General features: G+C 71.8%; 18 protein-coding genes and 2 pseudogenes. 15 read left to right on the top strand and 5 right to left on the bottom strand.

Annotated features, from left to right (window positions below; all coding sequences use genetic code 11):
• Positions 1-389 precede the first annotated feature (389 nt).
• A complete protein-coding gene (gene gltB, locus A8W25_RS07790; RefSeq protein WP_067158005.1) occupies positions 390-4,973 on the top strand; it encodes a glutamate synthase large subunit in 4,584 nt (1,527 codons plus the stop codon).
• Complete coding sequence (locus A8W25_RS07785; RefSeq protein WP_067158002.1) at positions 4,966-6,426, top strand: glutamate synthase subunit beta; 1,461 nt, start codon at positions 4,966-4,968, stop codon at positions 6,424-6,426. The genes gltB and A8W25_RS07785 overlap by 8 nt, the downstream gene beginning before the upstream one ends.
• 132 nt (positions 6,427-6,558) lie before the next feature.
• On the opposite strand, the gene A8W25_RS07780 is transcribed toward A8W25_RS07785, so the two are convergent.
• From A8W25_RS07780 to A8W25_RS07770, 3 genes are all read right to left on the bottom strand, one after another.
• On the bottom strand, positions 6,559-7,275 hold the full coding sequence (locus tag A8W25_RS07780; protein WP_234386324.1) for a family 16 glycoside hydrolase: 717 nt from the start codon (positions 7,273-7,275) through the stop codon (positions 6,559-6,561).
• Complete coding sequence (wecB, locus tag A8W25_RS07775; RefSeq protein WP_067157999.1) at positions 7,272-8,462, bottom strand: non-hydrolyzing UDP-N-acetylglucosamine 2-epimerase; 1,191 nt, start codon at positions 8,460-8,462, stop codon at positions 7,272-7,274. The genes A8W25_RS07780 and wecB overlap by 4 nt, the downstream gene beginning before the upstream one ends.
• 105 nt (positions 8,463-8,567) lie before the next feature.
• On the bottom strand, positions 8,568-9,809 hold the full coding sequence (locus A8W25_RS07770) for a glycosyltransferase family 2 protein (protein ID WP_067157996.1): 1,242 nt from the start codon (positions 9,807-9,809) through the stop codon (positions 8,568-8,570).
• Positions 9,810-10,329: 520 nt separating this feature from the next.
• Between A8W25_RS07770 and A8W25_RS07765 the strand changes: the two genes are divergently transcribed.
• From A8W25_RS07765 to A8W25_RS07740, 6 genes are all read left to right on the top strand, one after another.
• Positions 10,330-12,141 carry a DUF2334 domain-containing protein gene (locus tag A8W25_RS07765; RefSeq protein WP_234386321.1) on the top strand — a complete coding sequence of 604 codons (1,812 nt, stop codon included), beginning with the start codon at positions 10,330-10,332 and terminating at the stop codon, positions 12,139-12,141.
• Entirely contained in the window at positions 12,138-13,220 is a 1,083-nt protein-coding gene (locus tag A8W25_RS07760; protein ID WP_199831697.1) for a glycoside hydrolase family 113, read from the top strand. Before A8W25_RS07765 ends, A8W25_RS07760 begins: the two co-directional genes overlap by 4 nt.
• A 116-nt stretch (positions 13,221-13,336) precedes the next feature.
• Complete coding sequence (locus tag A8W25_RS07755; protein ID WP_067157989.1) at positions 13,337-13,555, top strand: hypothetical protein; 219 nt, start codon at positions 13,337-13,339, stop codon at positions 13,553-13,555.
• The gene (locus A8W25_RS07750) at positions 13,552-14,670 is read left to right on the top strand and encodes a hypothetical protein (RefSeq protein WP_234386319.1); all 1,119 of its coding nucleotides are present in this window, start codon (positions 13,552-13,554) and stop codon (positions 14,668-14,670) included. Before A8W25_RS07755 ends, A8W25_RS07750 begins: the two co-directional genes overlap by 4 nt.
• Positions 14,671-14,751: 81 nt before the next feature.
• On the top strand, positions 14,752-15,471 hold the full coding sequence (locus tag A8W25_RS07745) for a VWA domain-containing protein (protein ID WP_067157986.1): 720 nt from the start codon (positions 14,752-14,754) through the stop codon (positions 15,469-15,471).
• Positions 15,472-15,550: 79 nt separating this feature from the next.
• Positions 15,551-16,069 carry a pyridoxamine 5'-phosphate oxidase family protein gene (locus tag A8W25_RS07740; RefSeq protein WP_067157983.1) on the top strand — a complete coding sequence of 173 codons (519 nt, stop codon included), beginning with the start codon at positions 15,551-15,553 and terminating at the stop codon, positions 16,067-16,069.
• On the opposite strand, the pseudogene A8W25_RS07735 reads toward A8W25_RS07740, so the two are convergent.
• A pseudogene (locus A8W25_RS07735) lies at positions 16,066-16,700 on the bottom strand (acyl-CoA dehydrogenase family protein). The gene A8W25_RS07740 and the pseudogene A8W25_RS07735 overlap by 4 nt on opposite strands.
• Positions 16,697-17,845, bottom strand: coding sequence for an acyl-CoA dehydrogenase family protein (locus A8W25_RS07730; protein WP_067157980.1), 1,149 nt, complete (start codon positions 17,843-17,845; stop codon positions 16,697-16,699). Before A8W25_RS07730 ends, A8W25_RS07735 begins: the two are co-directional and overlap by 4 nt.
• 78 nt (positions 17,846-17,923) lie before the next feature.
• Between A8W25_RS07730 and A8W25_RS07725 the strand changes: the two genes are divergently transcribed.
• The 7 genes and pseudogenes from A8W25_RS07725 to A8W25_RS07685 all read left to right on the top strand — a co-directional run bounded on the left by A8W25_RS07725 (position 17,924) and on the right by A8W25_RS07685 (position 25,291).
• Positions 17,924-18,712, top strand: a complete 789-nt coding sequence (locus tag A8W25_RS07725) for an SDR family oxidoreductase (protein ID WP_067157977.1) — start codon at positions 17,924-17,926, stop codon at positions 18,710-18,712.
• Positions 18,713-18,737: 25 nt separating this feature from the next.
• On the top strand, positions 18,738-19,349 hold the full coding sequence (locus A8W25_RS07720; RefSeq protein ID WP_067157974.1) for a TetR/AcrR family transcriptional regulator: 612 nt from the start codon (positions 18,738-18,740) through the stop codon (positions 19,347-19,349).
• Positions 19,350-19,377: 28 nt separating this feature from the next.
• Positions 19,378-20,535, top strand: coding sequence for an acetyl-CoA C-acetyltransferase (locus A8W25_RS07715; RefSeq protein WP_067157971.1), 1,158 nt, complete (start codon positions 19,378-19,380; stop codon positions 20,533-20,535).
• Positions 20,536-20,723: 188 nt separating this feature from the next.
• Complete coding sequence (locus A8W25_RS07710; protein WP_053727847.1) at positions 20,724-20,927, top strand: cold-shock protein; 204 nt, start codon at positions 20,724-20,726, stop codon at positions 20,925-20,927.
• Between the two features lie 104 nt (positions 20,928-21,031).
• Positions 21,032-22,403 (top strand): annotated as a pseudogene (locus tag A8W25_RS32060) (DEAD/DEAH box helicase); the annotation flags it as partial.
• A gap of 93 nt (positions 22,404-22,496) precedes the next feature.
• Positions 22,497-23,882: an aminotransferase class V-fold PLP-dependent enzyme gene (locus A8W25_RS07690; protein ID WP_079125883.1), complete on the top strand. Its 1,386-nt coding sequence runs from the start codon at positions 22,497-22,499 to the stop codon at positions 23,880-23,882.
• On the top strand, positions 23,879-25,291 hold the full coding sequence (locus tag A8W25_RS07685) for a lysine N(6)-hydroxylase/L-ornithine N(5)-oxygenase family protein (protein ID WP_067157958.1): 1,413 nt from the start codon (positions 23,879-23,881) through the stop codon (positions 25,289-25,291). Before A8W25_RS07690 ends, A8W25_RS07685 begins: the two co-directional genes overlap by 4 nt.
• Positions 25,292-25,293 lie beyond the last annotated feature (2 nt).

Below are 25,293 nucleotides of genomic sequence, written 5' to 3'. Positions count from 1 at the left end.
CTCGATCCGCAAGGCCCGCCAGGACGTACACCCGTCCGGGCGGGCCTTCGCCGTGCGGGCGGACGAGTCCCGGGTCACCATGTGACCTACGTCCTGCGCGGGAACGTCCCGCCACCCGTAGGATGCGGGAGTATGCAGGACCCCACATAACTAGTCGTTACTCGGCGGTTTCGCATCTTTGAACACCGGGCATAGGCCGTACACACTCCGTCGACGCAGGCAATGAAGCCTGCCCCGGAAGGCGCGGTGACCGTGCCCGAGTGTCCGCATGCTGGAATGGTCTATCCGGTTCCCGAGATCCGACCCATCATGTAACCTGCACGAAATTTCGCAGAGGGCCAACGTCGTCCCTCGGCACTGAACATGCCACGACGACGACGGGAGAGCCGATGCGTTCCGACGCCTGGTCGCCCATGGACGGTCGACCTGCTCCGCAGGGGATGTACGACCCCCGTAACGAACACGACGCCTGCGGTGTCGGGTTCGTGGCCACCCTGACCGGTGAGGCCAGCCATGAGCTGGTCGAGCAGGCGCTGACCGTACTGCGCAATCTCGAACACCGGGGTGCCACCGGATCCGAGCCGGACTCCGGTGACGGCGCCGGCGTCCTGCTCCAGGTGCCGGACGCGTTCCTGCGCGAGGTCACCTCCTTCGAGCTGCCCGAGGCCGGTGCGTACGCCGTCGGCATCGCCTTCCTGCCCGTCGAGGACAGCGCCGCGGCCGTGGCGAAGATCGAGGCCATCGCCGCCGAGGAGGGCCTGACCGTCCTCGGCTGGCGCGAGGTGCCGGTCACGCCCGAGCTGCTCGGCAACGGCGCCCGCACCACCATGCCCGCCTTCCGGCAGCTCTTCGTCGCCGACGGGACCAGCACCGGCATCGCGCTCGACCGCAAGGCCTTCGTCCTGCGCAAGCGCGCCGAGCGCGAGGCCGGGGTGTACTTCCCCTCGCTCTCCGCCCGGACGATCGTCTACAAGGGCATGCTCACCACCGGGCAGCTGGAGCCGTTCTTCCCGGACCTCTCCGACCGCCGGTTCGCCACCGCCGTCGCGCTGGTCCACTCGCGCTTCTCGACGAACACCTTCCCCTCCTGGCCGCTCGCCCACCCGTACCGCTTCGTCGCGCACAACGGCGAGATCAACACGGTCAAGGGCAACCGCAACTGGATGGTGGCCCGCGAGTCGCAGCTGGTCAGCGAGCTGTTCGGGGCCGGGCGGGACGCCAAGGACCTGGAGCGGATCTTCCCGGTCTGCACGCCGGACGCCTCCGACTCCGCCTCCTTCGACGAGGTGCTCGAACTCCTCCACCTGGGCGGGCGCTCGCTGCCGCACTCCGTCCTGATGATGGTTCCCGAGGCGTGGGAGAACCACGACTCGATGGACCCGGACCGGCGCGCCTTCTACCAGTACCACTCCACGATGATGGAGCCCTGGGACGGCCCGGCCTGTGTCACCTTCACCGACGGCGTCCAGGTCGGCGCGGTCCTCGACCGCAACGGTCTGCGCCCCGGCCGCTACTGGGTCACCGACGACGGCCTCGTCGTGCTCTCCTCCGAGGTCGGCGTCCTCGACATCGACCCCGCCAAGGTCGTCCGCAAGGGCCGCCTCCAGCCCGGCAAGATGTTCCTCGTCGACACCGCCGAGCACCGCATCATCGAGGACGACGAGATCAAGGCGGCGCTGGCCGCCGAGAAGCCGTACAAGGAGTGGCTGGAGACCGGCGAGATCGAGCTGGAGGACCTGCCCGAGCGTGAGCACATCGTGCACACGCACGCCTCGGTCACCCGCCGCCAGCAGACCTTCGGCTACACCGAGGAAGAGCTGCGCGTCATCCTCGCGCCGATGGCCCGCACCGGCGGCGAGCCGCTCGGCTCGATGGGCACGGACTCGCCGATCGCGGCCCTCTCCGAGCGCCCCCGGCTGCTCTTCGACTACTTCACCCAGCTGTTCGCGCAGGTCACCAACCCGCCGCTGGACGCCATCCGCGAGGAGCTCGTCACCTCGCTGCGCTCCTCGCTGGGCCCGCAGGGCAATCTGCTCGACCCGACCGCCGCGTCCTGCCGCAGCGTCACGCTGCCGTTCCCGGTGATCGACAACGACGAGCTGGCCAAGCTGATACACGTCAACGCCGACGGCGACATGCCGGGCTTCAAGGCCGCGACGCTCTCCGGCCTCTACCGGGTCTCCGGCGGCGGCGACGCGCTCGCCGAGCGCATCGAGGCCATCCGCGCCGAGGCCGACGCCGCCATCGAGGGCGGCGCCCGCCTGATCGTCCTCTCCGACCGGCACTCCGACGCCGAGCACGCGCCGATCCCGTCGCTGCTGCTCACCGCCGCCGTCCACCACCACCTCATCCGTACGAAGCAGCGCACCCAGGTGGGTCTGCTCGTCGAGGCCGGCGATGTGCGCGAGGTGCACCACGTCGCCCTGCTGATCGGCTACGGCGCCGCGGCCGTCAACCCGTACCTGGCGATGGAGTCCGTCGAGGACCTGGTCCGCGCGGGCACCTTCATCGAGGGCCTGGAGCCCGAGCAGGCCATCCGCAACCTGATCTACGCGCTCGGCAAGGGCGTCCTCAAGGTGATGTCCAAGATGGGCATCTCGACCGTCGCCTCCTACCGGGGCGCCCAGGTCTTCGAGGCCGTCGGCCTGGACGAGCAGTTCGTCGGCACGTACTTCAGCGGCACCGCCACCAAGATCGGCGGCGCCGGGATCGACGTCGTCGCCAAGGAGGTCGCCGCCCGGCACGCCAAGGCGTACCCCGCCTCCGGCATCGCGGCCACCCACCGCGCGCTGGAGATCGGCGGCGAGTACCAGTGGCGCCGCGAGGGCGAGCCGCACCTGTTCGACCCGGAGACGGTCTTCCGCCTCCAGCACGCCACCCGCGGCCGCCGGTACGACATCTTCAAGAAGTACACGGAGCGGGTGAACGAGCAGTCCGAGCGTCTGATGACGCTCCGCGGGCTCTTCGGCTTCAAGGGCGCCGAGGACGGGGGCAGCCCCTCGATCTCCATCGACGAGGTCGAGCCGGTCTCCGAGATCGTCAAGCGCTTCTCCACCGGCGCCATGTCGTACGGCTCCATCTCGCGCGAGGCGCACGAGACGCTGGCCATCGCCATGAACCAGCTCGGCGGCAAGTCCAACACCGGTGAGGGCGGTGAGGACCCGGAGCGCCTGTACGACCCGGCGCGCCGCTCCTCCATCAAGCAGGTCGCCTCCGGCCGCTTCGGTGTGACCAGCGAGTACCTGGTCAACGCGGACGACATCCAGATCAAGATGGCCCAGGGCGCCAAGCCCGGCGAGGGCGGCCAGCTGCCCGGCCACAAGGTCTACCCGTGGGTCGCCAAGACCCGTCACTCGACCCCGGGTGTCGGTCTGATCTCCCCGCCGCCGCACCACGACATCTACTCCATCGAGGATCTGGCCCAGCTGATCCACGACCTCAAGAACGCCAACCCGGCCGCGCGCATCCATGTGAAGCTCGTGTCCGAGGTCGGCGTCGGCACGGTCGCCGCCGGTGTCTCCAAGGCGCACGCGGACGTGGTCCTGATCTCGGGCCACGACGGTGGTACGGGTGCCTCCCCGCTCACCTCGCTGAAGCACGCGGGCGGCCCCTGGGAGCTCGGCCTCGCCGAGACCCAGCAGACGCTGCTGCTCAACGGTCTGCGCGACCGGATCGTGGTGCAGACCGACGGCCAGCTCAAGACCGGCCGCGATGTCGTCATCGCGGCGCTGCTCGGCGCCGAGGAGTTCGGTTTCGCGACCGCGCCGCTCGTCGTCTCCGGCTGCGTCATGATGCGCGTCTGCCACCTGGACACCTGCCCGGTCGGCATCGCCACCCAGAACCCGGTGCTGCGCGACCGGTTCTCCGGCAAGGCCGAGTACATCGTCAACTTCTTCCAGTTCATCGCCGAGGAGGTCCGCGAGATCCTCGCCGAGCTGGGCTTCCGGACGATCGAGGAGGCCGTCGGCCACGCCGAGCTCCTCGACACCAGCCGCGCGGTGCGCCACTGGAAGGCGCAGGGCCTCGACCTGGACGCGCTCTTCCACGTGCCCGAGCTGCCCGAGGGCGCGGTGCGCCACGCGGTGATCGCCCAGGACCACGGTCTGGAGAAGGCGCTCGACAACGACCTCATCGAGCTCGCCGCCGACGCACTGGGCGCGGCCACCGCCGAGGACGCCCGGCCGGTGCGCGCCCAGGTCGCGATCCGCAACATCAACCGGACCGTCGGCACCATGCTCGGCCACGAGGTGACCAGGAAGTTCGGCGGCGCGGGTCTGCCCGACGACACCATCGACGTCACCTTCACGGGCTCGGCCGGCCAGTCCTTCGGCGCCTTCCTGCCGCGCGGTGTGACGCTGCGCCTGGAGGGCGACGCCAACGACTACGTCGGCAAGGGCCTCTCCGGCGGCCGCGTCATCGTCCGCCCGGACCGGGGCGCCGACCACCTCGCCGAGTACTCGACCATCGCGGGCAACACCATCGCGTACGGCGCGACCGGCGGCGAGCTGTTCCTGCGCGGCCGCACCGGCGAGCGGTTCTGCGTCCGCAACTCCGGCGCCCTGGTGGTCTCGGAGGGCGTGGGCGACCACGGCTGCGAGTACATGACCGGCGGCCACGCGGTGGTCCTGGGCGAGACCGGACGCAACTTCGCGGCCGGTATGTCCGGCGGCATCGCGTATGTGATCGACCTGGACCCGAACCACGTCAACGCCGGCAACCTGGCGGCGGTCGAGGCCCCCTCGGAGGCCGACAAGCAGTGGCTGCACGACGTCGTGCGCCGCCACCAGGAGGAGACCGGCTCCACGGTCGCCGAGAAGCTGCTCGCCGACTGGCCCGCCGCGGCGGAGCGCTTCAGCAAGATCATCCCGTCCACGTACAAGGCAGTGCTCGCCGCCAAGGAAGCCGCTGAGCTCGCCGGTCTCTCCGAGCAGGAGACCACCGAGAAGATGATGGAGGCGGCGACCAATGGCTGACCCCAAGGGCTTTCTCACCACCGGTCGCGAGGTCGCGCGGACCCGCCCCGTGGCCGAGCGCGTCAAGGACTGGAACGAGGTCTACGTTCCCGGCTCGCTGCTGCCGATCATCAGCAAGCAGGCCGGGCGCTGTATGGACTGCGGCATCCCGTTCTGCCACAACGGCTGCCCGCTCGGGAACCTGATCCCGGAGTGGAACGACTACGCCTACCGCGAGGACTGGTCGGCGGCCTCCGAGCGACTGCACGCCACCAACAACTTCCCGGAGTTCACCGGGCGGCTGTGCCCGGCTCCGTGTGAGTCGGCGTGCGTCCTCGGCATCAACCAGCCCGCCGTCACCATCAAGAACGTCGAAGTCTCGATCATCGACAAGGCGTGGGACAGCGGCGACGTCACCCCGCAGCCGCCGGAGCGCCTCTCCGGCAAGACCGTCGCGGTCATCGGCTCGGGCCCGGCCGGTCTGGCCGCCGCCCAGCAGCTGACCCGGGCCGGCCACACGGTGGTGGTGTACGAGCGCGCCGACCGCATCGGCGGTCTGCTGCGCTACGGCATCCCCGAGTTCAAGATGGAGAAGGTGCACATCAACCGCCGCATCGAGCAGATGCGCGCGGAGGGCACCAAGTTCCGCACCGAGGTCGAGATCGGCCGTGACATCGACGCGGCGAAGCTGCGCAGGCGCTACGACGCGGTCGTCATCGCGGCGGGCGCCACGGTCTCCCGCGACCTGCCGGTCCCCGGCCGGGAGCTCAACGGCATCCACTTCGCCATGGAGTACCTGCCGCTGGCGAACAAGGTGCAGGAGGGCGACTTCGTGGCGCCCCCGCTGACCGCCGAGGGCAAGCACGTCGTGGTGATCGGCGGCGGCGACACCGGCGCGGACTGCGTGGGCACCGCCCACCGCCAGGGCGCGGCCTCGGTCACCCAGCTGGAGATCATGCCCCAGCCGTCGGAGGACCGCCCCGGGAACCAGCCCTGGCCGACCTTCCCGATGCTCTACAAGGTCACCTCGGCCCACGAGGAGGGCGGCGAGCGGGTCTACTCCGTCTCCACCACCCACTTCGAGGGCGACGAGGACGGGAACGTCCAGTTCCTGCACCTGGTCGAGGTCGAGTTCATCGACGGCAAGCTGACCCAGAAGCCGGGCACCGAGCGGAAGATCCCCGCGCAGCTGGTCACCCTCGCCATGGGCTTCACCGGCACCGACCAGTCCAACGGTCTGGTCCAGCAGTTCGGCCTGGAACTCGACGAGCGCGGCAACGTCGCCCGCGACGCGGACTTCGCGACCAACGTCGACGGAGTGTACGTGGCCGGTGACGCGGGCCGCGGCCAGTCGTTGATCGTCTGGGCGATCGCGGAGGGCCGTTCGGCAGCACGTGGTCTGGACCGGTACCTTACGGGGAGGAGCGAACTGCCCGCCCCGATCCGTCCGACGGACCGGTCGCTGACGGTCTGAGTCCGCTCCACCCAAATCGTTCCGTACAACGGTGTACGGGCTGCGCAGGATCGGGGGAGACCCCCGGACCCCCGCAGCGCGGCGCCTGCCCCACTGTCCCCGACCGGACGACCGGGCGGGCGCCGCGGCGCGTCACCCCTTCCTGCCCTCGGCCCGCAGCTCCCGGAACTCCACCCGCGCGTCCTCCGTGTACGCCCCCAGGGCGCCCTGGAGGTAAGGGCGTTCGGTGTCCGTGAAGTCGGCGAGGCCCGCCGTGTCCACGGCCACCCGCAGATGGCCGCCCTGCTGCTGGACCCGGACCGTGTACCACTTGCCGACCGGGAAGCCCCGCTCGCCGGTCGCCAGGAAGCGCTGGCCGCCGGGGTAGGCGGGATCGCGCTTGCCCAGCTCCCAGCCGTTGGGCTTGAGGGTCATGTAGTAGAAGTGCTCCGGGTCGGTGTACGCCCACACCAGCCAGGCCACCTCCCAGGTGTTCGGCGCGGGGGTGCGCAGCTGCTCGACCGTGCGCATCCTGGCCTCGTAGGTCACCTCCCCGTACACGGTCCGGCTCACCACCAGGCCGGCGTGGGTCGTGCCGGGGTCGGTGGCCGGCCGTGGAGCCAGCTCCAGGGCGTTGTCGTCCCCGGTGTTGACGCCATGGCCGTTGAACACCGACTGCCAGCGGCCGTGCGCGGTGCCGTCGGCCCACGGCTCGCGCGGCGCCGGGCCCCCGCCGTCCGCGCACCTGCTCAGCCCGAAGGCCCCGGCCGCCAGCAGGATGGCGGCCAGGACCAGGGCGGTCGCTCTGCGTCTGCGGCCTCCGGGCCCGGTCGGCGGGACCGGGCGCCGCAGACGCGGGGCTGTCGTCATGCCGTCGAGTATGGACCCGGTCCGCCGCCCGTGGGGCGCGCAGGGAGAAGGGGCGCGGGGGCGCACGGGACTTCGGCCGCGAAGTCCTCGGCGAGCTGGGTGACGATCCGCGCGGTGGCGCCGCCGTCCCCGTACGGATTGCCCGCCGTCGCCATCCGCCGGTACGCGGCGGGGTCGTCGAGGAGCGCCGCCGCCGCGCTCACGATGGCCTCCGGATCCGTGCCGATGAGCCGGGCCGCACCCGCCTCCACCGCCTCCGGCCGCTCGGTGGTGGTCCGCAGCACCAGGGCGGGCTTGCCGAGGCTCGGGGCCTCCTCCTGGATGCCGCCGGAGTCGGTCAGCACGAGGTCGCAGCCCGCGAGCGTGGCCGTGAAGTCCGGGTAGTCCAGCGGCTCGACCAGGGTGATGCCGGCCCGGCCGGTCAGCGGCAGCAGTGCCTCGCGCACCGCCGGGCTCTTGTGCAGCGGGATCACGATCTCCACATCGCCCCGCTCGGCGAGCCGGCCGAGCGCCCGGGCCATCGCGCGCATCCGGGCGCCCTGGTTCTCGCGGCGGTGCAGGGTCACCAGGATCCGCCGCCGGGCGGTGCGGAACGCGGACTGCCCGAGCCCCTCGTCGAGTGCCCAGTGGAGGTTGTCGATGACGGTGTTGCCGGTGGTGAAGATCTGGCCCTCGGGGATGCCCTCGGCCCGCAGATGCCGCGCGGCGCGCTCGGTGGGGGCGAAGTGCCAGCGGGCGATACGCCCGATGAGGCAGCGGTTGAGCTCCTCGGGAAAGGGGTTGTCCAGGACCCCGGTGCGCAGCCCCGCCTCGACGTGGGCCACGGGGATGCGCTCGTAGAACGCGGCCAGCGCGCCGGTCAGCGCGGTCGTGGTGTCGCCCTGGACGACGACGAGGTCGGGCCGCTCCCTGCGCAGCAGCTGCCCCAGCCCCTCCACCAGACGGGACGTCAGATCGGAGAGCTGCTGCCGGTCGCGCATGACGTCCAGGGCGAAGCGGACGTCGACCCCGAGCAGCCCCAGCATCTGGTGGAGCATCTCGCGGTGCTGGCCGGTGGTCACGACGACCGGCTCGAACTCGGTACCGCCGGCCAGGGCCCGGGCGAGCGGCGCCAGCTTGATCGCCTCGGGCCGGGTGCCGAGCACCAGCATGGCGCGCACGGGCACGCCGGATGAGAACGCGGACATAGGTCCCCCCTATGACAAGGACGAGCGATGAGAGAGAAGAGAGAGTGGGACGAGAGCTGCGCGTACGGGGCCGGACTCGGCCGGGCCCCGCCGCGGGGTGCCGCCTCAGGTACGGGCGGTCTTCAGCCAGGTGGTCTTGCCGGTCGCCATCCGCCACAGCCCCCACCAGCCGGCGGCGAACCAGATGTAGCCGTAGAACACGAAGACGTGGGCGACCAGCACCGACCGCACCAGACCGAGGTCCCGCTCCCGCTTGGCGTACACGAAGCCGTACGCGTACGCGGCGGTGAAGGAGAGCACATACGGGCCGAGCAGCCACATCGGTGACACCAGCGCCCGGCCCGCCTCGACGGAGGCGAGCGCGGTGCCGCCGAGGGCGACCAGGAAGGACAGCGGCAGCAGCGAGGTGAGCAGGATCAGCACCGGGCTGGAGAGGTGGTAGAGCAGGTCGAGCGCCGGGCGGGTCGGGACCTCCCGCAGGATGAGCGGGACGAGTCCGGCCGACTGGAGGTGGCCCTGGAACCAGCGGGATCGCTGCCGTACCAGGCGCCGAAGGGAGAGGACGGCCTGCTGGGACACCGAGGCCGTGGTGCAGTGCTGGGTGGCCCAGCCCTTGGCGATCAGCCGTACGCCGAGGTCGAGGTCCTCGGTGAGACTGTCGCTCCAGGGTCCGCCGGGCCCCAGGGTGTGGAGCGCGGAGAGCCGCATGAACTGGCCGTTGCCGCCCATGCCGACGCTGCCGATGAAGCGGCGCGCGCTCTGGAAGACATCGCCGTAGACCACGAACTCCATGTCCTGGAGGCGGGCGAGCAGTTTGCTGCGCCGGTTGTACATCCGCACGCAGATCTGGGTGGCTCCGGTGCGGGGGTCGTCGAAGAACGGGTCGACGGACTGGACGACATGGCCGTCGAGGCGCCCGTCCGCGTCGACCACACAGACGATGACGTCGTCCGGATCGTGCCCTTCGAGCACTCCGGACTCGGTCAGGAACCGTACGCCGTCGTTGAGCGCGGCGCCCTTGCCGCGCCGGGCGTCCGGCAGTTCACGCCGGTGCAGCAGGACTTGGTCGCCGGCCGCCCGGGCGATCTCGGAGGTGCGGTCGTCGGAGGCGTCGTCGATGACGAGCGCCAGGAAATTCCCGGCCGGCAGCCCCGTGATCCGCGCAAGACTTTCGGCCAGCACCTGCTCTTCGTTGAGACAGGCGAGGAGAAAGACATAGAGCCGTTCTTTGCGCGGCCCTTTCCGGCGGGGAGTACGGCGCCTGGAGAGAATAAAGAGACCGGTGTTGTAGCAGCCTGCCATCAGGATGATGGAAATGCTGGACCAGAGCAGCAGATCGACGATCATTTCTGCCCCAGGTGCTCGTGAGGCGGTTCTTCACAGGTTACTTTCGAATCCGTCCGCCACCTCATTCGAATTTTGATCGATATGAGGACGAAGGCGATGAGGCAGTAGAGCGCGAAGCCCGCACCCGCTGTGGCCTGCAGAGCTTTGGCCAAAGGTAGGCCCGGTATCGCCTCGGGTGCTGCCGCCATCCCGGCCAAGGGCAGCACTGTTCCCCAGGCTGGCTTTCCATACATGGGTCCCCCCCATTTGTTCACGCAGCCAGGTCACGGGTCTCTGCGTGAGATGGCGAACGTAGCAGATCCGGCCAGCGTCGCGAGGGCTCAAGTTAAAAGTTCATGGATCGGGTTTTCGAGGGCCGGACGGTCTCGTTCCGGGGGCCTGTGGCCTATTGACAGGCTTTGCGGTCCGCCAGAAGAATCGTGGGCCTAATTCGGCCAAGATTCACCGGTCCGGGGTGATCCCGTGCCGGTGCGCGGCCGTTCCTCTGGGGAGTAGAGGGGGGAAGCGGATCATGAAATCCGTGAGAAAGAGGCCCGTCCGGCGCCGCCGTCGGCTGTCGGTCGTCCTGCTGTTGATCGCCGCCCTGCTGGGCACGGCCGTGGTGGCCAACGCCGCAGCGCCGGACAGGAAACCGCCGCGCTCCGAGCGCATCGGCCCGGCCGCGAGCCTGAGCAAGGTCGCTCTCGCCGACTGGGCCAGGACCCAGCTCGCCGCCGACGCGAAACGCCGCGCGGCACCGCGCCCGCTGCTGCCCTCGGTGCTCGGGACGGTGACCGACACCGTACGGAAGCTGCTCGCGGCGGCCGCGCCCGACGCCACGTCGACGCTGGTGCTCTACGACGACGCGGGCCCCTACGGCTACCTCGGTGAGCTGTACGCCATGGCGGCGGCGAACCTCGGCGGCCACTTCGGCACCGTCACGGCCAAGCCCGTCGAGCAGTACACCGCGGGCATGCTCGGCCAGTACACGGCGACCGTCTACCTGGGCTCCACCTACTACGGCGGCGGCATCCCCGACGCCGTGCCGGCCGCCTTCTACCAGGACGTACAGGCCGGTACGAAGCCGGTGACCTGGGTCGGCGACAACATCTGGAACATGGGGAACGCGGTGGGGGTGCCGCAGTTCACCCAGAAGTACGGCTGGGACCCGACGACGTCCTACTTCACGGACGCGAACGGCTCGGTCGGCAACGTCACCCAGGTGACCTACGGCGGCCAGGTGCTGACCCGGAAGATCCCGGCCGGTCAGGACGGCGGTGTGCTGCGTCCGAACATCCTCACCGGGGCCGGGTATCCGGTGGTCACCAGGGTCGCCGAGGCGCTGGACTCGGCGAGCGGGACGACCTTCCCGTGGGCCGTGCGGTCGGCGAACCTCACATACATCGGTGAGATCCCGTTCAGCTATGTTTCCGAAAGCGACCGTGTGATCGCCTACGAGGACATGCTGTTCGACACCCTCGCCCCCGGCACCGCGGCCCGGCACCGGGCGATGTTCCGTCTGGAGGACATCAGCCCCGACTCCGACCCCGCCGATCTGCGGGCCATGGCGGACTACCTCTACAGCCAGCGCATCCCGTACGGCATCAACGTCATCCCGGTCTACAAGGACCCCAGGGGCGTCTACAACAACGGGACCCCGCAGACCGTGACGCTGGCGCAGCGGCCGCAGGTCGTCTCGGCGCTGAAGTACATGCTGGCGCGCGGCGCCGTGCTGATGGAGCACGGCTACACGCACCAGTACAGCACCGTCGACAACCCGTACACCGGGGTGACGGGCGACGACTTCGAGTTCTACCGGGCGCATGTGGACGCGGCGGACAACGTCGTCTACGACGGGCCGGTCGCCGAGGACTCGACCGCCTGGGCGCAGTCCCGGGTGACCTCGGGCCTCGCCGCGTTCACCGCGGCCGGGCTGGCGCGCCCGCAGCTGTGGACGACTCCGCACTACGCCGGGTCCGCCACCGACTACCGCGTCTTCAGCCAGAACTACGCGGCGCGCCTCGAACGATCGCTGTACTTCGCCGGGACGCTCACCGGTGGTACTGCGGACCCGAACCGGTTCATCGGCCAGTTCTTCCCGTACGTCGTCAACGATGTGTACGGAACGAAGGTGCTTCCCGAGAACATCGGGAACTATGAACCCGTGGCACAGAACAACCACCCGCCGCGGCTGCCCGCGGACCTCGTCGCCTCGGCCAGGGCCAACCTGGCGGTCCGGGACGGCTTCGCGAGCTTCTTCTACCACCCCTACTACCCGGTCCAGCCGCTGAAGGACACGATCGACGGCATCAAGGCCCTCGGCTACACCTTCGTCAGCCCCGCGGCGCTGTGAGCAGTATCGGAAAGAAGGCGGTCGCGGCTCTCGCCGCGGCCGCCGCGCTCGCGCTCGCGGGCTGTTCGGGGGAGCCGGGCGGGTCCGGGCCGGAGCCGAGCGGGTCCGGGTCGCGGCCGGGCCCGGCGGACGACGGGCGGGTGCGCGGGATGACCCTGCCGTCCTGGTCGGCGGACGACTACGACAGCCCGCGCGCCGAGGCGTACCTGCGCGACATCGCGCACACCGGCGCGCGCTGGGTCGTCTTCACGCCCACCTGGTACCAGCGGAGCACCCGGGACACCGAGCAGCACCCGACCGGGGAGACCGCGAGCGACGCGAGCCTGCGGCGGATCACCCTGATGGCGCACCGGGCCGGGCTCAAGGTCATGCTGAAGCCGCATGTGGACCTGGTGGACGGCACCGACCGGGCGGAGATCCGCCCCGCCGACCGGGCGGCCTGGTTCGCCTCGTACGAGAAGTTCATCACGCACTACGCGGCGCTCGCGCAGGACACGGGGGCCGAGCGGTTCGTGGTCGGCACCGAACTCGCGGGCGTCTCCGGTGACCTGGAGCCCTGGCGCCGGGTGATCGCGGCAGTCCGCGCCCGCTACCGGGAGCCGCTGACCTACGCGGCCAACTACGACGAGTACGCCGAGGTCCCCTTCTGGCCGGAGCTCGACGTCATCGGCATCGACGCGTACTGGCCGCTGGGCTCGGCTCCCACGGCGGACGCGGCGACGCTGGGCCGGGCCTGGCGGCCGGTCCTGGACGAGCTGGCGGCCTTCTCCGGACGGCAGCACCGCAAGATCCTGTTCACCGAGGCCGGGTACACGAGCCAGCGCGGCTCGACCACGGCGCCGTACTCGTGGACGGTCAGCAAGCGCGAGGACGCCGGTGAACAGGCCGCCGGGTACCGGGCGCTGCTGGACGCCTTCGCCGGGCGGGACTGGTGGGCCGGGGTGTGCTGGTGGATGTGGGACGACTGGCCGGACAGCGGGGAGACCCCGGCGAGGCTCGCGTACACGCCGCACGGGAAGCCGGCGGAGCAGGTGCTGAGGTCGCGCTGGACGCCCTCGGACGGCGCCGCTCCCGGCTAGCCCGCGCGCTATTGACTAAAAGTCAAAACCGCACCACTCTCGGGACCGGGCGCTACCGCCGCTGCCGCGGTGTCAGCCGCCGTGTCTGCCGCCGTCTCCGTCGCCGGGAGGTTTCCGTGAGCACCGAAGCGCTGTCACGACTGGGTACGGAGCTGGGGTCGCCGCCACCGGAGAGCCTGGCGGGCCTGACGGGAGGCCAACTGGGGCTGCTGGCCGCGGCGTTGCGGGAGGAACGCGCTTCGCGGGCCGCCGGTCTCGGTGAGGCCGCCGAGGAGGCGCTCAAGCTCGTCCCGGCGCTCGCCCGGGGTCCCGTCCGCCGCATCCTCTTCAAGTGAGCCGGGTGACCGCCATGGACAAGCTGCTCGGCCGCGCCGAGACGGAGAAGATCGCCCGCCTGCTCGGCCGCGACCCCGGTGAACTCGCCTTCCTGGGTCCGCTCCCCGCCGACGACCTGCGGCGGCTGCGCGAGCAGACCGTGGCCGCGCTGTTCGACGGCACGCCGGAGATGCTCGACCGGATCGCCCGCGCCACCAAACTGGTGCCCGCCGGGGTCGCCGCCGCGATCTCCCAGAAGGCGCTCGGGCCGCGGCTCGCGGCCGCCGTCGCGGGCAAGCTGGAGCCGGCCAGGGCCGCCGACATCATCGAGAAGCTGCCGGTCGCCTTCACCGCCGAGTCCTGCGCGCACCTCGACCCGCGCCGCATCCCCGGCATCGTGGACCGCCTCGACGAGAACCTCCTCGTGCGCGTCTCCGTCGCCCTCGCCGAACGCGGCGACCACCTCACCATGGGCCGCTTCGTGGGCCATCTGCGCGACTCGGCGCTGGAGCGGATCCTGCCGCAGGTGGAGGACGCGGTGGTGCTGAGGACCGGAAGCGTGATCGACGAGCCCCAACAGCTGGGCCGCATCCTGGATTTGATGGGCGAGGAGCGCCTCGCGCGGGTCGTGGCGTCGGCGGCGGACGGTCTGTGGCCCGAGGCACTGGCGGTCGCGGCCCTGGTGACGGGCGACCGGCGCACCCGCATCGCCACCCTCGCGGCCCGCCGGCCCCCGGAACAGCTCGACGCACTCGTACGGACGGTGGCCGCCCAGGACCTGTGGGAGTCCCTGCTCCCCCTGGTGGCCCTCCTCTCCGAGGACGACCGCCGCTCGGTCGCGCTCCTCCCGTCCCTGCGCGACCCCGAGATCCTGACGGGAATCGTCCCGGCAGTGGTGACGACGGGCCTGTGGGCCGACTTCCTCCCCCTGGTCGAACTCCTCCCCACCGAGTCCCGCCGGACGATCGCGACCTCCGCGGCCACCCTCACCGACGACGACCTGGACGCCCTCGCCCGCGAGGTCGACAAACGCGACCTGTGGGAACTGGTACTGCCCCTGGTCGAGTTGATGGACGACGCGTCGAAGGAACGCATCTTCACCCTGCCGTCCTTCCAGGACCAGACGTCCGCGTAGCGGGGTCGCTGCCGTGCACCCTGGCGTACGCTCTGCTCTTCCGCCGTACGCCCAGGGGTTCCGTGAACGGAGACGAGCAGCATGGCAGCGATGTCCCTGCGGAAGGTCGAGCAGACGGCGCCCACGCTCGTCTCCCTCTACAAGGCCGCCGCCGTCTCGCTGGAACACCACGGCCTGGTGGACGAGGAGGCCGCGGTCTATCTGGTCGTCGACTACTCGGGCTCGATGCGCCGCTACTTCAAGGACGGCAGCGTGCAGGCGCTCGCCGACCGGGTACTGGGCCTCTCCGCGCACCTCGACGACGACGGCCGCGTCCCCGTCTTCTTCTTCTCCACGGACATCGACGCCCAGGCCGAGATCGGCATCGAGAACCACCACGGCCGGATCGAGCGCATCGTCGCCAACCTGGGCCATATGGGGAGGACCAACTACCACCTGGCGATGGACGCGGTGATCGACCACTACCTGGAGAGCGGCGCCACCGCCCCCGCGCTCGTCGTCTTCCAGACCGACGGCGGCCCGAGCAGCAAGTTCGCCGCCGAGCGCTATGTCTGCAAGGCCGCCGGGCTGCCGATGTTCTGGCAGTTCATCGGCTTCGGCGATCCCGGCAGCCGCCAGTTCGACTTCCTGCGCCGGCTCGACGAGCTGGCCGTCCCGGAGTTCCGCCCCGTCGACAACGCCGGCTTCTTCCACGCCGGCGCCGACCCGCGCCGGGTGACGGACGCGGAGCTCTACGACCGCCTCCTCGGGGAGTTCCCGCACTGGCTGCGGGCGGCGCGGGGGCGGGGGATCGTGCGGTGAGCGCCATGTGGCTGGTTCGCTCGCACAGGCTGCGGTAATCCAGACAGAAGATGTCGGGTATTCGCGTTTTGATGGGCGCATGGCACCGCAGAGATTTCGCTGGGAAGAGTTCGAGGCCGTTGAGCCGGCGTTCGCGGGGATCGTGCGCGAGCGTTTCCTTCTGTACAAGCATCACGTTCTCGCGACCCTTCGTGCGGACGGCGGCCCCCGGGTCACCGGGCTTGAGGTTCAGATCCAGGGCGGGGAGTTGTGGCTCGGGATGATGCCCGGCTCCCGTAAGGCGTACGACCTGCGGCGCGACCCGCGCTTCTCGCTCCAGGCCAATCCCGGGCCCGACGCGGAGATGGCCGACGGGGATGTCCGGATCAGCGGGTGGGCGGTGGAGGTGGTCGACCCGGGGGAGCTCGCCCGGTACGCGGGTGAGGTGCATCCGCCCGAGCCGTTCCTGCTCTTCCGGGCGGAGCTCACCGAGGTGGTCCACACGGGCATCGACAAGGAACGGGAGGAGATGGTCATGCGCGCCTGGCGTCCCGGTGCCGCCCTGCGCACCATCCGGCGGGGCGGCGGGACCGAGCCGCCGAGGGAGGACAGGCCCTAGGGGTACGCGGCCAGGACCTCCGCCCGGCACGCCGCCGGGGTGCCCCAGGCGTCGCGCAGCGGGCGCGCCTTGCGCAGCCAGAGCGAGAGGTCCAGCTCCTCGGTGTAGCCGATCGCCCCGTGCAGCTGGAGCGCGGCACGGGCCGCCGTGTACGCCGCCTCGCCCGCCGCCGCCTTCGCCGCCGCGAGGTCGCCGGGGGCGAGGGTGAGCGCCGCCCCGTACACCAGCGGCCGCGCGAACTCCACCGCGAGCAGCGTGTCCGCGAGCCGGTGCTTGACCGCCTGGAACGAGCCGATCGGCACCCCGAACTGGGTGCGCTGCTTCACGTACGCGACGGTCCCGCGCAACAGTTCCTCGGCCACCCCGACCGCCTGCGCCGCCGCCGCGAGCCGGGCCCAGCGGACGGCGCACCCGACCGCCTCGGTGAGGAGGGGACCGGCCCCCCGCCGTGCTCCTCCGGCGCCGCGAGCGCGAACACCCCGGCCCCGGCGAGCCGCGCCCACAGCGCCCGGCCGGGCCCGTGGTCCCCGGCCGCCCAGGACCGTACCGCCGAGGGGGTGTCCGAGGCGGTCAGGAGCGCGTCCAGGGAACGGGCGAAGTCGCGCTGCTCGGCGGTCGGCAGAAACCTCATCGGGGTCGGCCCTTCGGGAGGCCGAGCAGACGCTCGGCGGCGATGTCGCGCTGGATCTCGTTCGTACCGGCGTACACGGGCCCGGCGAGCGCGAAGACATAGCCCTCGGCCCAGCCGCCGCCGGTGTCCGGCAACTCGCCCTCCGCGCCCAGTACTTCCAGCGCCGTCTCGTGCAGCGCGATGTCGTACTCCGACCAGAACAGCTTGTTCAGGCTCGACTCCGCCCCCATCGCCTCGCCCGCCGCGAAGCGGGACGCGCCCGCGCAGGTGAACAGCTGATAGGCCCGCGCCCCGATCACCGCGTCCGCCACCCGGTCGCGGAGCCCCCGGTCCTCGCCGTGCTCGCGCCACAGCCGCACCAGCCGGTCGGCGGCGGCCAGGAAGCGGCCGGGGGAGCGCAGGGTGAGCCCGCGCTCGTTGCCGGTCGTGGACATCGCGATGCGCCAGCCCTGCCCCGGCTCCCCGATGACGTCCTCGTCGGGGACGAACACCTCGTCCAGGAACAGCTCCGCGAACGCAGGTTTCCCGTCGAGCCGGCCGATCGGGCGGACGGTCACCCCGGGAGCCCGCAGGTCGAACATCAGATACGTCAGGCCCTGGTGCGGCCGGGCCGCCGCCGGGTCCGTACGGAAGATGCCGAAGGCGCGGTCGGCGAACGCGGCCCGCGAGGACCATGTCTTCTGGCCCGACAGCAGCCAGCCCCCGTCCGTGCGCACGGCCCGCGACCGCAGCGACGCCAGGTCGGACCCGGCCTCCGGCTCCGACCAGGCCTGCGCCCACACCACCGCGCCGCTCGCCATGTCCGGCAGCACCCGGGTCCGCTGCTCCTCGCTGCCGTGGTCGAAGAGCGTCGGCGCGAGCAGGCTGATGCCGTTCTGGGAGACCCGGCCGGGCGCGCCCGCCGCCCAGTACTCCTCCTCGAAGGCCAGCCACCGGAAGATGTCGGCGCCCCGCCCCCCGAACCGCTCGGGCCAGGAGACGGCCGACCACCGCCCCGCGTACAGCTCGGCCTCCCACTCCCGGTGCGCGGCGAAGCCCTCCGCCGTCTCCAGGGAGGGCAGTGGCGCCGCCGGCACACGCGCCGCGAGCCAGTCGCGCGCCTCGGCGCGGAAGGCGTCCTCCTCGGCCGTGTGGTCCAAGTCCATTGCGGGGCCCGCCCCTTCGCGACCGACCGTCCTGCGCGATCGTTCCCTAACAAGTGTTTGGTAGGTTAGCCTGCGGACGTGACCGACAACAAGGTTCCGTATGTGCCCGGGCACGGCCTCCTCGACGGCCGCACCGCCGTCGTCACCGCCGCCGCCGGGGCCGGGATCGGCGGCGCGACCGCCCGCCGGTTCCTGGAGGAGGGCGCGCGGGTGCTGATCAGCGACGCGCACACGCGCAGGCTCAAGGAGACCGAGGAGGCCCTCACGGCCGAGTTCGGCACCGGCGCCGTGGCCGCGCGGTCCTGCGACGTCACCGACGACTCCCAGGTGCGCGCGCTCTTCGCCGAGGCGGTACGGCTCCACGGCCGCCTCGACGTCGTCGTCAACAACGCGGGCCTCGGCGGCACCGCCGAACTGGCCGACATGAGCGACGAGCAGTGGGACCGCGTCCTCGACGTCACCCTGGGCGGCACCTTCCGCTGCACCCGGGCCGCCCTGCGCGCCTACCGGTCGGACGGCCGCGGCGGAGTGATCGTCAACAACGCGTCCGTCGTCGGCTGGCGCGCCCAGGCCGGGCAGGCCCACTACGCCGCCGCCAAGGCGGGCGTCATGGCGCTCACCCGCTGCGCGGCGATCGAGGCGGCCGCCCACGGCGTACGGGTCAACGCGGTCTCCCCGTCCCTCGCCCTGCACCCCCACCTCGCCAAGGTCACCACCGCCGAGCTGCTCGACGAACTCGCCGCACGGGAGGCCTTCGGGCGCTGTGCCGAGCCCTGGGAGGTGGCCAACGTCATCGTCTTCCTGGCCAGCGACTACTCCTCGTACATGACCGGGGAAACCGTCGCCGTCAGCAGCCAGCACCCCTAGCGCCGGGCAGGACGACAATGGCCCCGTGCCGAAGAACAAGAAGCAGCAGGTGACCGCCGTGCCCGAGCGGCGCGGAGAACTCCTCGCCACCGCGGCCGAGGTGTTCGCCGCCCAGGGCTACAACGCCACCACCGTCCGCAGGATCGCCGACGAGGCGGGCATGCTCGCGGGGAGCCTCTACTACCACTTCGATTCCAAGGAATCGATGCTCGACGAGATCCTCTCCACCTTCCTGACCGAGCTGTGGGAGGGGTACGACGCCGTGCTCGCGGCCGGGCTCGGGCCGCGCGCGACCATCGAGGCCCTGGTCACCGAGTCCTTCCGGGAGATCGACCGGCACCGGGCCGCCGTCGCGATCTACCAGAAGGAGTCCCGGCACCTCACCGAGCTGCCGCGCTTCGGCTACCTCGCCGACTCGCAGCGCAGGTTCGAGCAGGCGTGGCTGGGGACCCTGGAGCGCGGGGTGGAGGCCAAGGCGTTCCGGGCGGACCTGGACGTCCGGCTCACCTACCGGTTCGTCCGCGACACGGTGTGGGTGGCCGCGTCCTGGTACCGGCCCGGCGGACAGCACAGCCCCGAGGAGATCGCCCGCCAGTACCTGTCGATGGTCCTGGACGGAATCGCCGTACGAGAGTGATCCGCTGACGCGCGAAGGAGCGTGGGGAATGGCCGAGGCATACGTGGTCGAAGCGGTGCGCACCCCGGTGGGGCGGCGCGGAGGCGGGCTCGCCGGGGTCCATCCGGCGGACCTGGGCGCGCATGTGCTCACCGCGCTCGTCGAGCGCTCGGGGATCGACCCGGCCGCCGTAGAGGACGTCGTCTTCGGCTGTCTGGACGCGGTCGGGCCGCAGGCCGGGGACATCGCGCGCACCGCCTGGCTGGCGGCCGGGCTGCCGCAGGAGGTGCCGGGCGTCACCGTCGACCGCCAGTGCGGCTCCTCCCAGCAGGCCGTGCACTTCGCCGCGCAGGGCGTGCTCTCCGGCACCCAGGACCTGGTGGTCGCGGGCGGCACCCAGAACATGTCGATGATCCCGATCGCCTTCGCCTCCCGGCAGGCGGCCGAGCCGCTCGGTCTGACCGGGGGCCCGTTCGCCGGCTCGGCCGGCTGGCGGGCGCGGTACGGGGACCAGCCGGTCAACCAGTTCCACGGCGCCGAGCTCATCGCCCGCAAGTGGGGGATCGGCCGCGAGGACCAGGAGGAGTTCGCGCTCCGCTCGCACCGCCGCGCGATCCGGGCCCTCGACGAGGGCCGTTTCGTACGCGAGACCGTGCCGTACGGAGAGGTGCGCGCCGACGAGGGGCCGCGCCGCGACACGAGCGCCGAGAAGATGGCCGCCCTGCGGCCGGTCGTCGAGGGCGGCACGATCACCGCCGCGTGCTCCTCCCAGGTCTCCGACGGCGCCGCCGCGATGCTCCTCGCGAGCGAGCGGGCCGTCCGGGAGCACGGACTCACCCCGCGCGCCCGGATCCACCACCTCTCGGTACGCGGCGAGGACCCCATACGGATGCTCTCGGCGCCGATCCCGGCGACGGCGTACGCGCTCAAGAGGACCGGCCTGACGATCGACGCGATCGACCTGGTCGAGATCAACGAGGCCTTCGCGCCGGTGGTGCTCGCCTGGCTGAAGGAGACCGGCGCGGACCCGGCGAGGGTCAACGTCAACGGGGGCGCCATCGCCCTCGGCCACCCGCTGGGGGCCACCGGTGTACGGCTGATGACGACGCTGCTGCACGAGCTGGAGCGCACGGGCGGCCGCTACGGCCTCCAGACGATGTGCGAGGGCGGCGGCCAGGCGAACGTGACCGTGATCGAAAGGCTCTGAGCAGGCGCGGGGGAGTGGCGCGGCCCACACGGCCGCCCCGGACCCGGGCGGGCTGACGTGGTACAGTTTCCCCGTTGCAGTTTTGGTACCCATAGACTTTATGTGCGCCTGACGGGAATGTTCCTCAGGCGCATGATTGTTTTTCCGGCTTTCTCCGGATGGGGCCCCTACCTATTCAGGAGAATGACATGGCTACTGGCACCGTGAAGTGGTTCAACTCGGAAAAGGGCTTCGGCTTCATCGAGCAGGACGGCGGCGGCCCGGACGTCTTCGCCCACTACTCGAACATCGCCTCCTCCGGCTTCCGTGAGCTCCTCGAGGGCCAGAAGGTCTCCTTCGAGGTCACCCAGGGCCAGAAGGGCCTGCAGGCGGAGAACATCCTCCCCGCCTGATCTTCGGCGAATCCCGAGCCGGGGCCCGCACCGCGCAGGTGCGGGTCCCGGCTTGCGTGCTGTCCGTCCACCGGGCCCAGGAAGGCAATTTCCGTATGACGCGTATGAACCCCCGCAAGCGCTCCACCTCCAGCTCCGCCAAGCCTGCCGCGAATTCCGCGCGCGGCCGGACCGTGCAGCCGCAGGGCGAATTCACGTTGCCGGAGACGGTCACGCCCGCACTGCCCGCGGTGGCGGCGTTCGCCGACCTCGACATGCCCGCGGCGCTCCTCAAGACGCTGGCCGCGCAGGGGGTGACCGAGCCGTTCCCGATCCAGGCCGCGACGCTGCCGAACTCGCTCGCGGGGCGCGACATCCTCGGCCGGGGCCGCACGGGCTCGGGCAAGACCCTCGCCTTCGGCCTCGCGCTCCTCGCCCGTACGGCAGGCCTCCGCGCCGAGCCGAAGGCGCCGCTCGCCATGGTGCTCGTACCGACGCGCGAGCTGGCCCAGCAGGTCACCGACGCGCTCACCCCGTACGCCACTGCCGTCAACTTGCGGCTGACCACGGTCGTGGGCGGGCTCTCGCTCACCAAGCAGGCGAACGCGCTGCGGCGCGGCGCCGAGGTGCTCGTGGCGACGCCCGGCCGCCTCAAGGACCTCATAGAGCGCGGCGACTGCGTGCTCGGCCAGGTGCGTACGACGGTGCTCGACGAGGCCGACCAGATGGCCGACATGGGCTTCATGCCGCAGGTCACGGCGCTGCTGAAGCAGGTCGAGCCGGGCGGCCAGCGCATGCTGTTCTCCGCCACCCTGGACAAGAACATCGACCGTCTGGTCCGGATGTTCCTCACCGACCCGGTCGTCCACTCCGTGGACCCGTCGGCGGGCGCGGTGACGACGATGGAGCACCACGTCCTCTACATCCAGGACGAGACCGACAAGAAGGCCGTCACCGCGCGGATCGCCGCCCGCGACGGCCGGGTGATCATGTTCCTGGACACCAAGCGCTCGGTGGACCGGCTGGTCAAGCGGCTGCTCGCGAGCGGTGTCCGGGCGGCGGGCCTGCACGGCGGCCGCTCCCAGCCGCAGCGCAACCGCACCCTGGAGCAGTTCAAGAACGGCCAGGTCACCGCGCTCGTCGCGACGAACGTGGCGGCGCGCGGCATCCACGTCGACGACCTCGACCTGGTCGTCAACGTCGACCCGCCGACCGACCACAAGGACTACCTCCACCGCGGTGGCCGTACGGCCCGTGCGGGTGAGTCGGGCAGCGTCGTCACGCTGGTCCTGCCGGAGCAGAAGCGCGAGATGACCCGTCTGATGACCTTCGCGGGGATCCGTCCGCGGACGGCCGCGGTGAAGTCGAGCGACGAGGAGCTGGTACGGGTCACGGGGGCGCGCGAGCCGTCGGGCGTCCCGGTCGTGATCGAGGTTCCCGCGCCGGCGCAGCCGTCGGGCGGCAGCCGTCCCCGTAGCCGGGGTTCGCGCTCCGGCGCCGGCCGCACGTCGTCGGGCCGCGCGGCCCAGCCGCAGGGTGCCCGCACGGGTCAGTCCCAGGGTGCCCGCTCCGGTCAGTCCCAGGGCGGCCGTGCCGGCCAGCCCGCGGGCACCCGGGGTGGTCAGTCCCAGGGCGCCCGCCACCGGCCCCTCCGCCCTGCACCCCCTCCTCGGCGTCGTCCTGGACGCGCTGCGCGACGGTGCGGTGGCCCGGGGCGGCCCCCTGCCGCACGGCGGCCCCGAGGCGGTGGCCGTCCGGGTCGGGGCCGCGGTCGGGGAGGCGTTCCCGTTACGGGGAACCGGCGCCGAGGAGGCGCTGACCACCCTCGTCCGAACCCTGGCGGAGGGTGCGGCCGACCCCGCCGACCCGCGCTGCGCCGCCCATCTGCACACCCCGCCGCTGGCCCTCGCCGCGGCCGCCGACCTCGCCGCCTGCGCCCTCAACCCCTCGCTCGACTCCTGGGACCAGGCCCCCGCCGCGGCCGAGCTCGAAGCCCTCGTCACCCGGGCGCTGGCCGCCGAGTTCTGGCCCGGCGGCGACGCGCTCGTCACCAGCGGCGGCACCGAGTCCAATCAGCTCGCCCTTCTGCTGGCCCGTGAACGGCACGGCTCCGTCCAGCTCGCCCAGGGCGCCAACGCCCACCACTCGCTCTCCCGCGCCGCCTGGCTCCTGGGCCTGCCCGAGCCGGTCACCGTCCCCGCCCCCTCCGGCACCCTCGACCTCGCCGCCCTCGACGAAGCCCTCACCGATCTGCACCGCCCCGTCCTGGTCGCCGCCACCGCGGGCACCACCGACTCGGGCGCCGTCGACCCGCTCCCCGAGATCGCCGCCCTGTGCGCCCGGCACGGCGCCGAGCTGCACGTCGACGCCGCGTACGGCGGACCGCTGATCTTCAGCGACACCCACCGCGCCAAGCTGCGCGGCCTGGAACACGCCCAGTCCGTCACGCTCGACCTGCACAAACTCGGCTGGCAGCCGGTCGCCGCCGGGCTGCTCGCGGTCCCCGACCCGGCCCGCCTCGCCCCGCTCGCGCACACCGCCGACTACCTCAACGCCGACGACGACACCGAAGCGGGCCTGCCCGACCTCCTCGGGCGCTCCCTGCGGACCACCCGCAGACCGGACGTACTGAAGATCGCCGTCACGCTCCGCGCCCTCGGCCGCACCGGCCTCGCCGCCCTCGTCGACCGCACGGTCGCCCTCGCGCGGACCTTCGCGGACCTCGTCGAGGAACACCCGCACCTCGACCTGTACGAGCGCCCCGCGATCTCCACCGTCCTGTTCCGCCCGACGGGCGCCACCGACGACGAGGTCGCCGGGATCCGTCGCGCCCTGCTCACCGAGGGCCGGGCGGTCCTCGGCAGGGCCCGCGCCGACGGGCGCCTCTGGCTCAAGGCCACCCTGCTCAACCCCCACACCACCACCGGCGACCTGGCACAGCTCCTCAAGACCGTGGAAGGCAGCACCCCGCGATGACCGCACCGGCACCCGCCCAAGACATCGACCGCCCGCACGACCTGGTGGGCATCGGCGTGGGCCCGTTCAACCTCTCGCTCGCCGCCCTCGCCCACGGTGTGCCCGGCGGGCTCTCCACCGCCTTCTACGAACAGCGCCGCGCCTTCCACTGGCACCCGGGCCTGCTCATCGAGGGCGCCACCCTCCAAGTCCCGTTCCTGGCCGACCTCGTGACCCTCGCCGACCCCGCCAGCCCCTGGTCGTTCCTCAACTATCTGCGCCACCGCGAGCGGCTCTTCCCGTTCTACTTCGCCGAGCGCTTCCACATCCAGCGCACCGAGTACGACGCGTACTGCCGCTGGGTCAGCGAGAACCTCCCCGGAATGCACTTCGGGCACCAGGTGGACGCGGTGCGCTGGAACGCCGAACGGGAGCTGTTCGAGGTCGACTTCACCCAGCTCGACATCCACGGCCAGGCCGAGGCGCTGGGCCGCGCCTTCGCCCGCAACCTGGTCCTGGGCGTGGGCACCGAGCCCTACGTTCCCGAGCCGCTCAAGCCGCTCGCGGACGCGCCCGCCGTCCCGGTGATCCACTCGGCCGACTACCTCGACCACCGCGAGCGCTTCCTCGCCGCCGACCACATCACCGTCGTCGGCTCGGGACAGTCCGGCGCCGAGGTCTTCCTCGACCTGCTGCGCAACCGCCCGGCGGGCCGCGAGCGGATCACCTGGCTGGCCCGCACCGAGACCTTCGCGCCGATGGAGTACTCGAAACTGGGCCTTGAGCACTTCACCCCCGACTACACCCGCTACTTCCACGCCCTGGCCGAGCCGGTCCGCGACGAGCTGGTGCCCCGCCAGTGGCAGCTCCACAAGGGCATCGACGCGGACACCATCGCCGCCATCCACGAAGAGCTCTACCGCCGCACCCAGCAGGGCGGCTGGCCCGACGCGACCCTCACCCCCGGGGTCAGCGTCCGTACGGCGGGCCGGGTCGCCACCACCAAGGTCGAGCTGCACCTGGAACACGCCCAGCAGGGCGTGCGCTCCCGGCTGACCACCGACGCGGTGATCCTCGCCACCGGCTACCGGGAGCGCCCGCTGGCCCGCATGCTGTCCGGCCTCGACCCCTATATGCGCCTGGACTCCTCCGAACGCCCGCGCGTCGACGCGGACTTCCGCCTCGTCCTGGACAGCTCGGTCACCGGCGCGGTGTACGTCCAGAACGCCGAGAAGCACACCCACGGGGTGGGCGCCCCCGACCTGGGCCTGGCGGCCTGGCGCAGCGCGGCGATCCTGAACTCCCTGACGGACAAGGAGCCCTACCCCCTCCCCACCCGCACGGCCTTCACGACCTTCGGCCTGACCAAGCAGGACCAGCCCCGCCCGGCACCGAAGGCACCGGGCGGCCTGATCCCCCTGGAGGGCTGAGA

The organism is Streptomyces sp. ERV7, from assembly GCF_001653515.1.
Lineage (GTDB): Bacteria > Actinomycetota > Actinomycetes > Streptomycetales > Streptomycetaceae > Streptomyces.
This window is presented reverse-complemented; position numbering and strand designations above follow the sequence as displayed.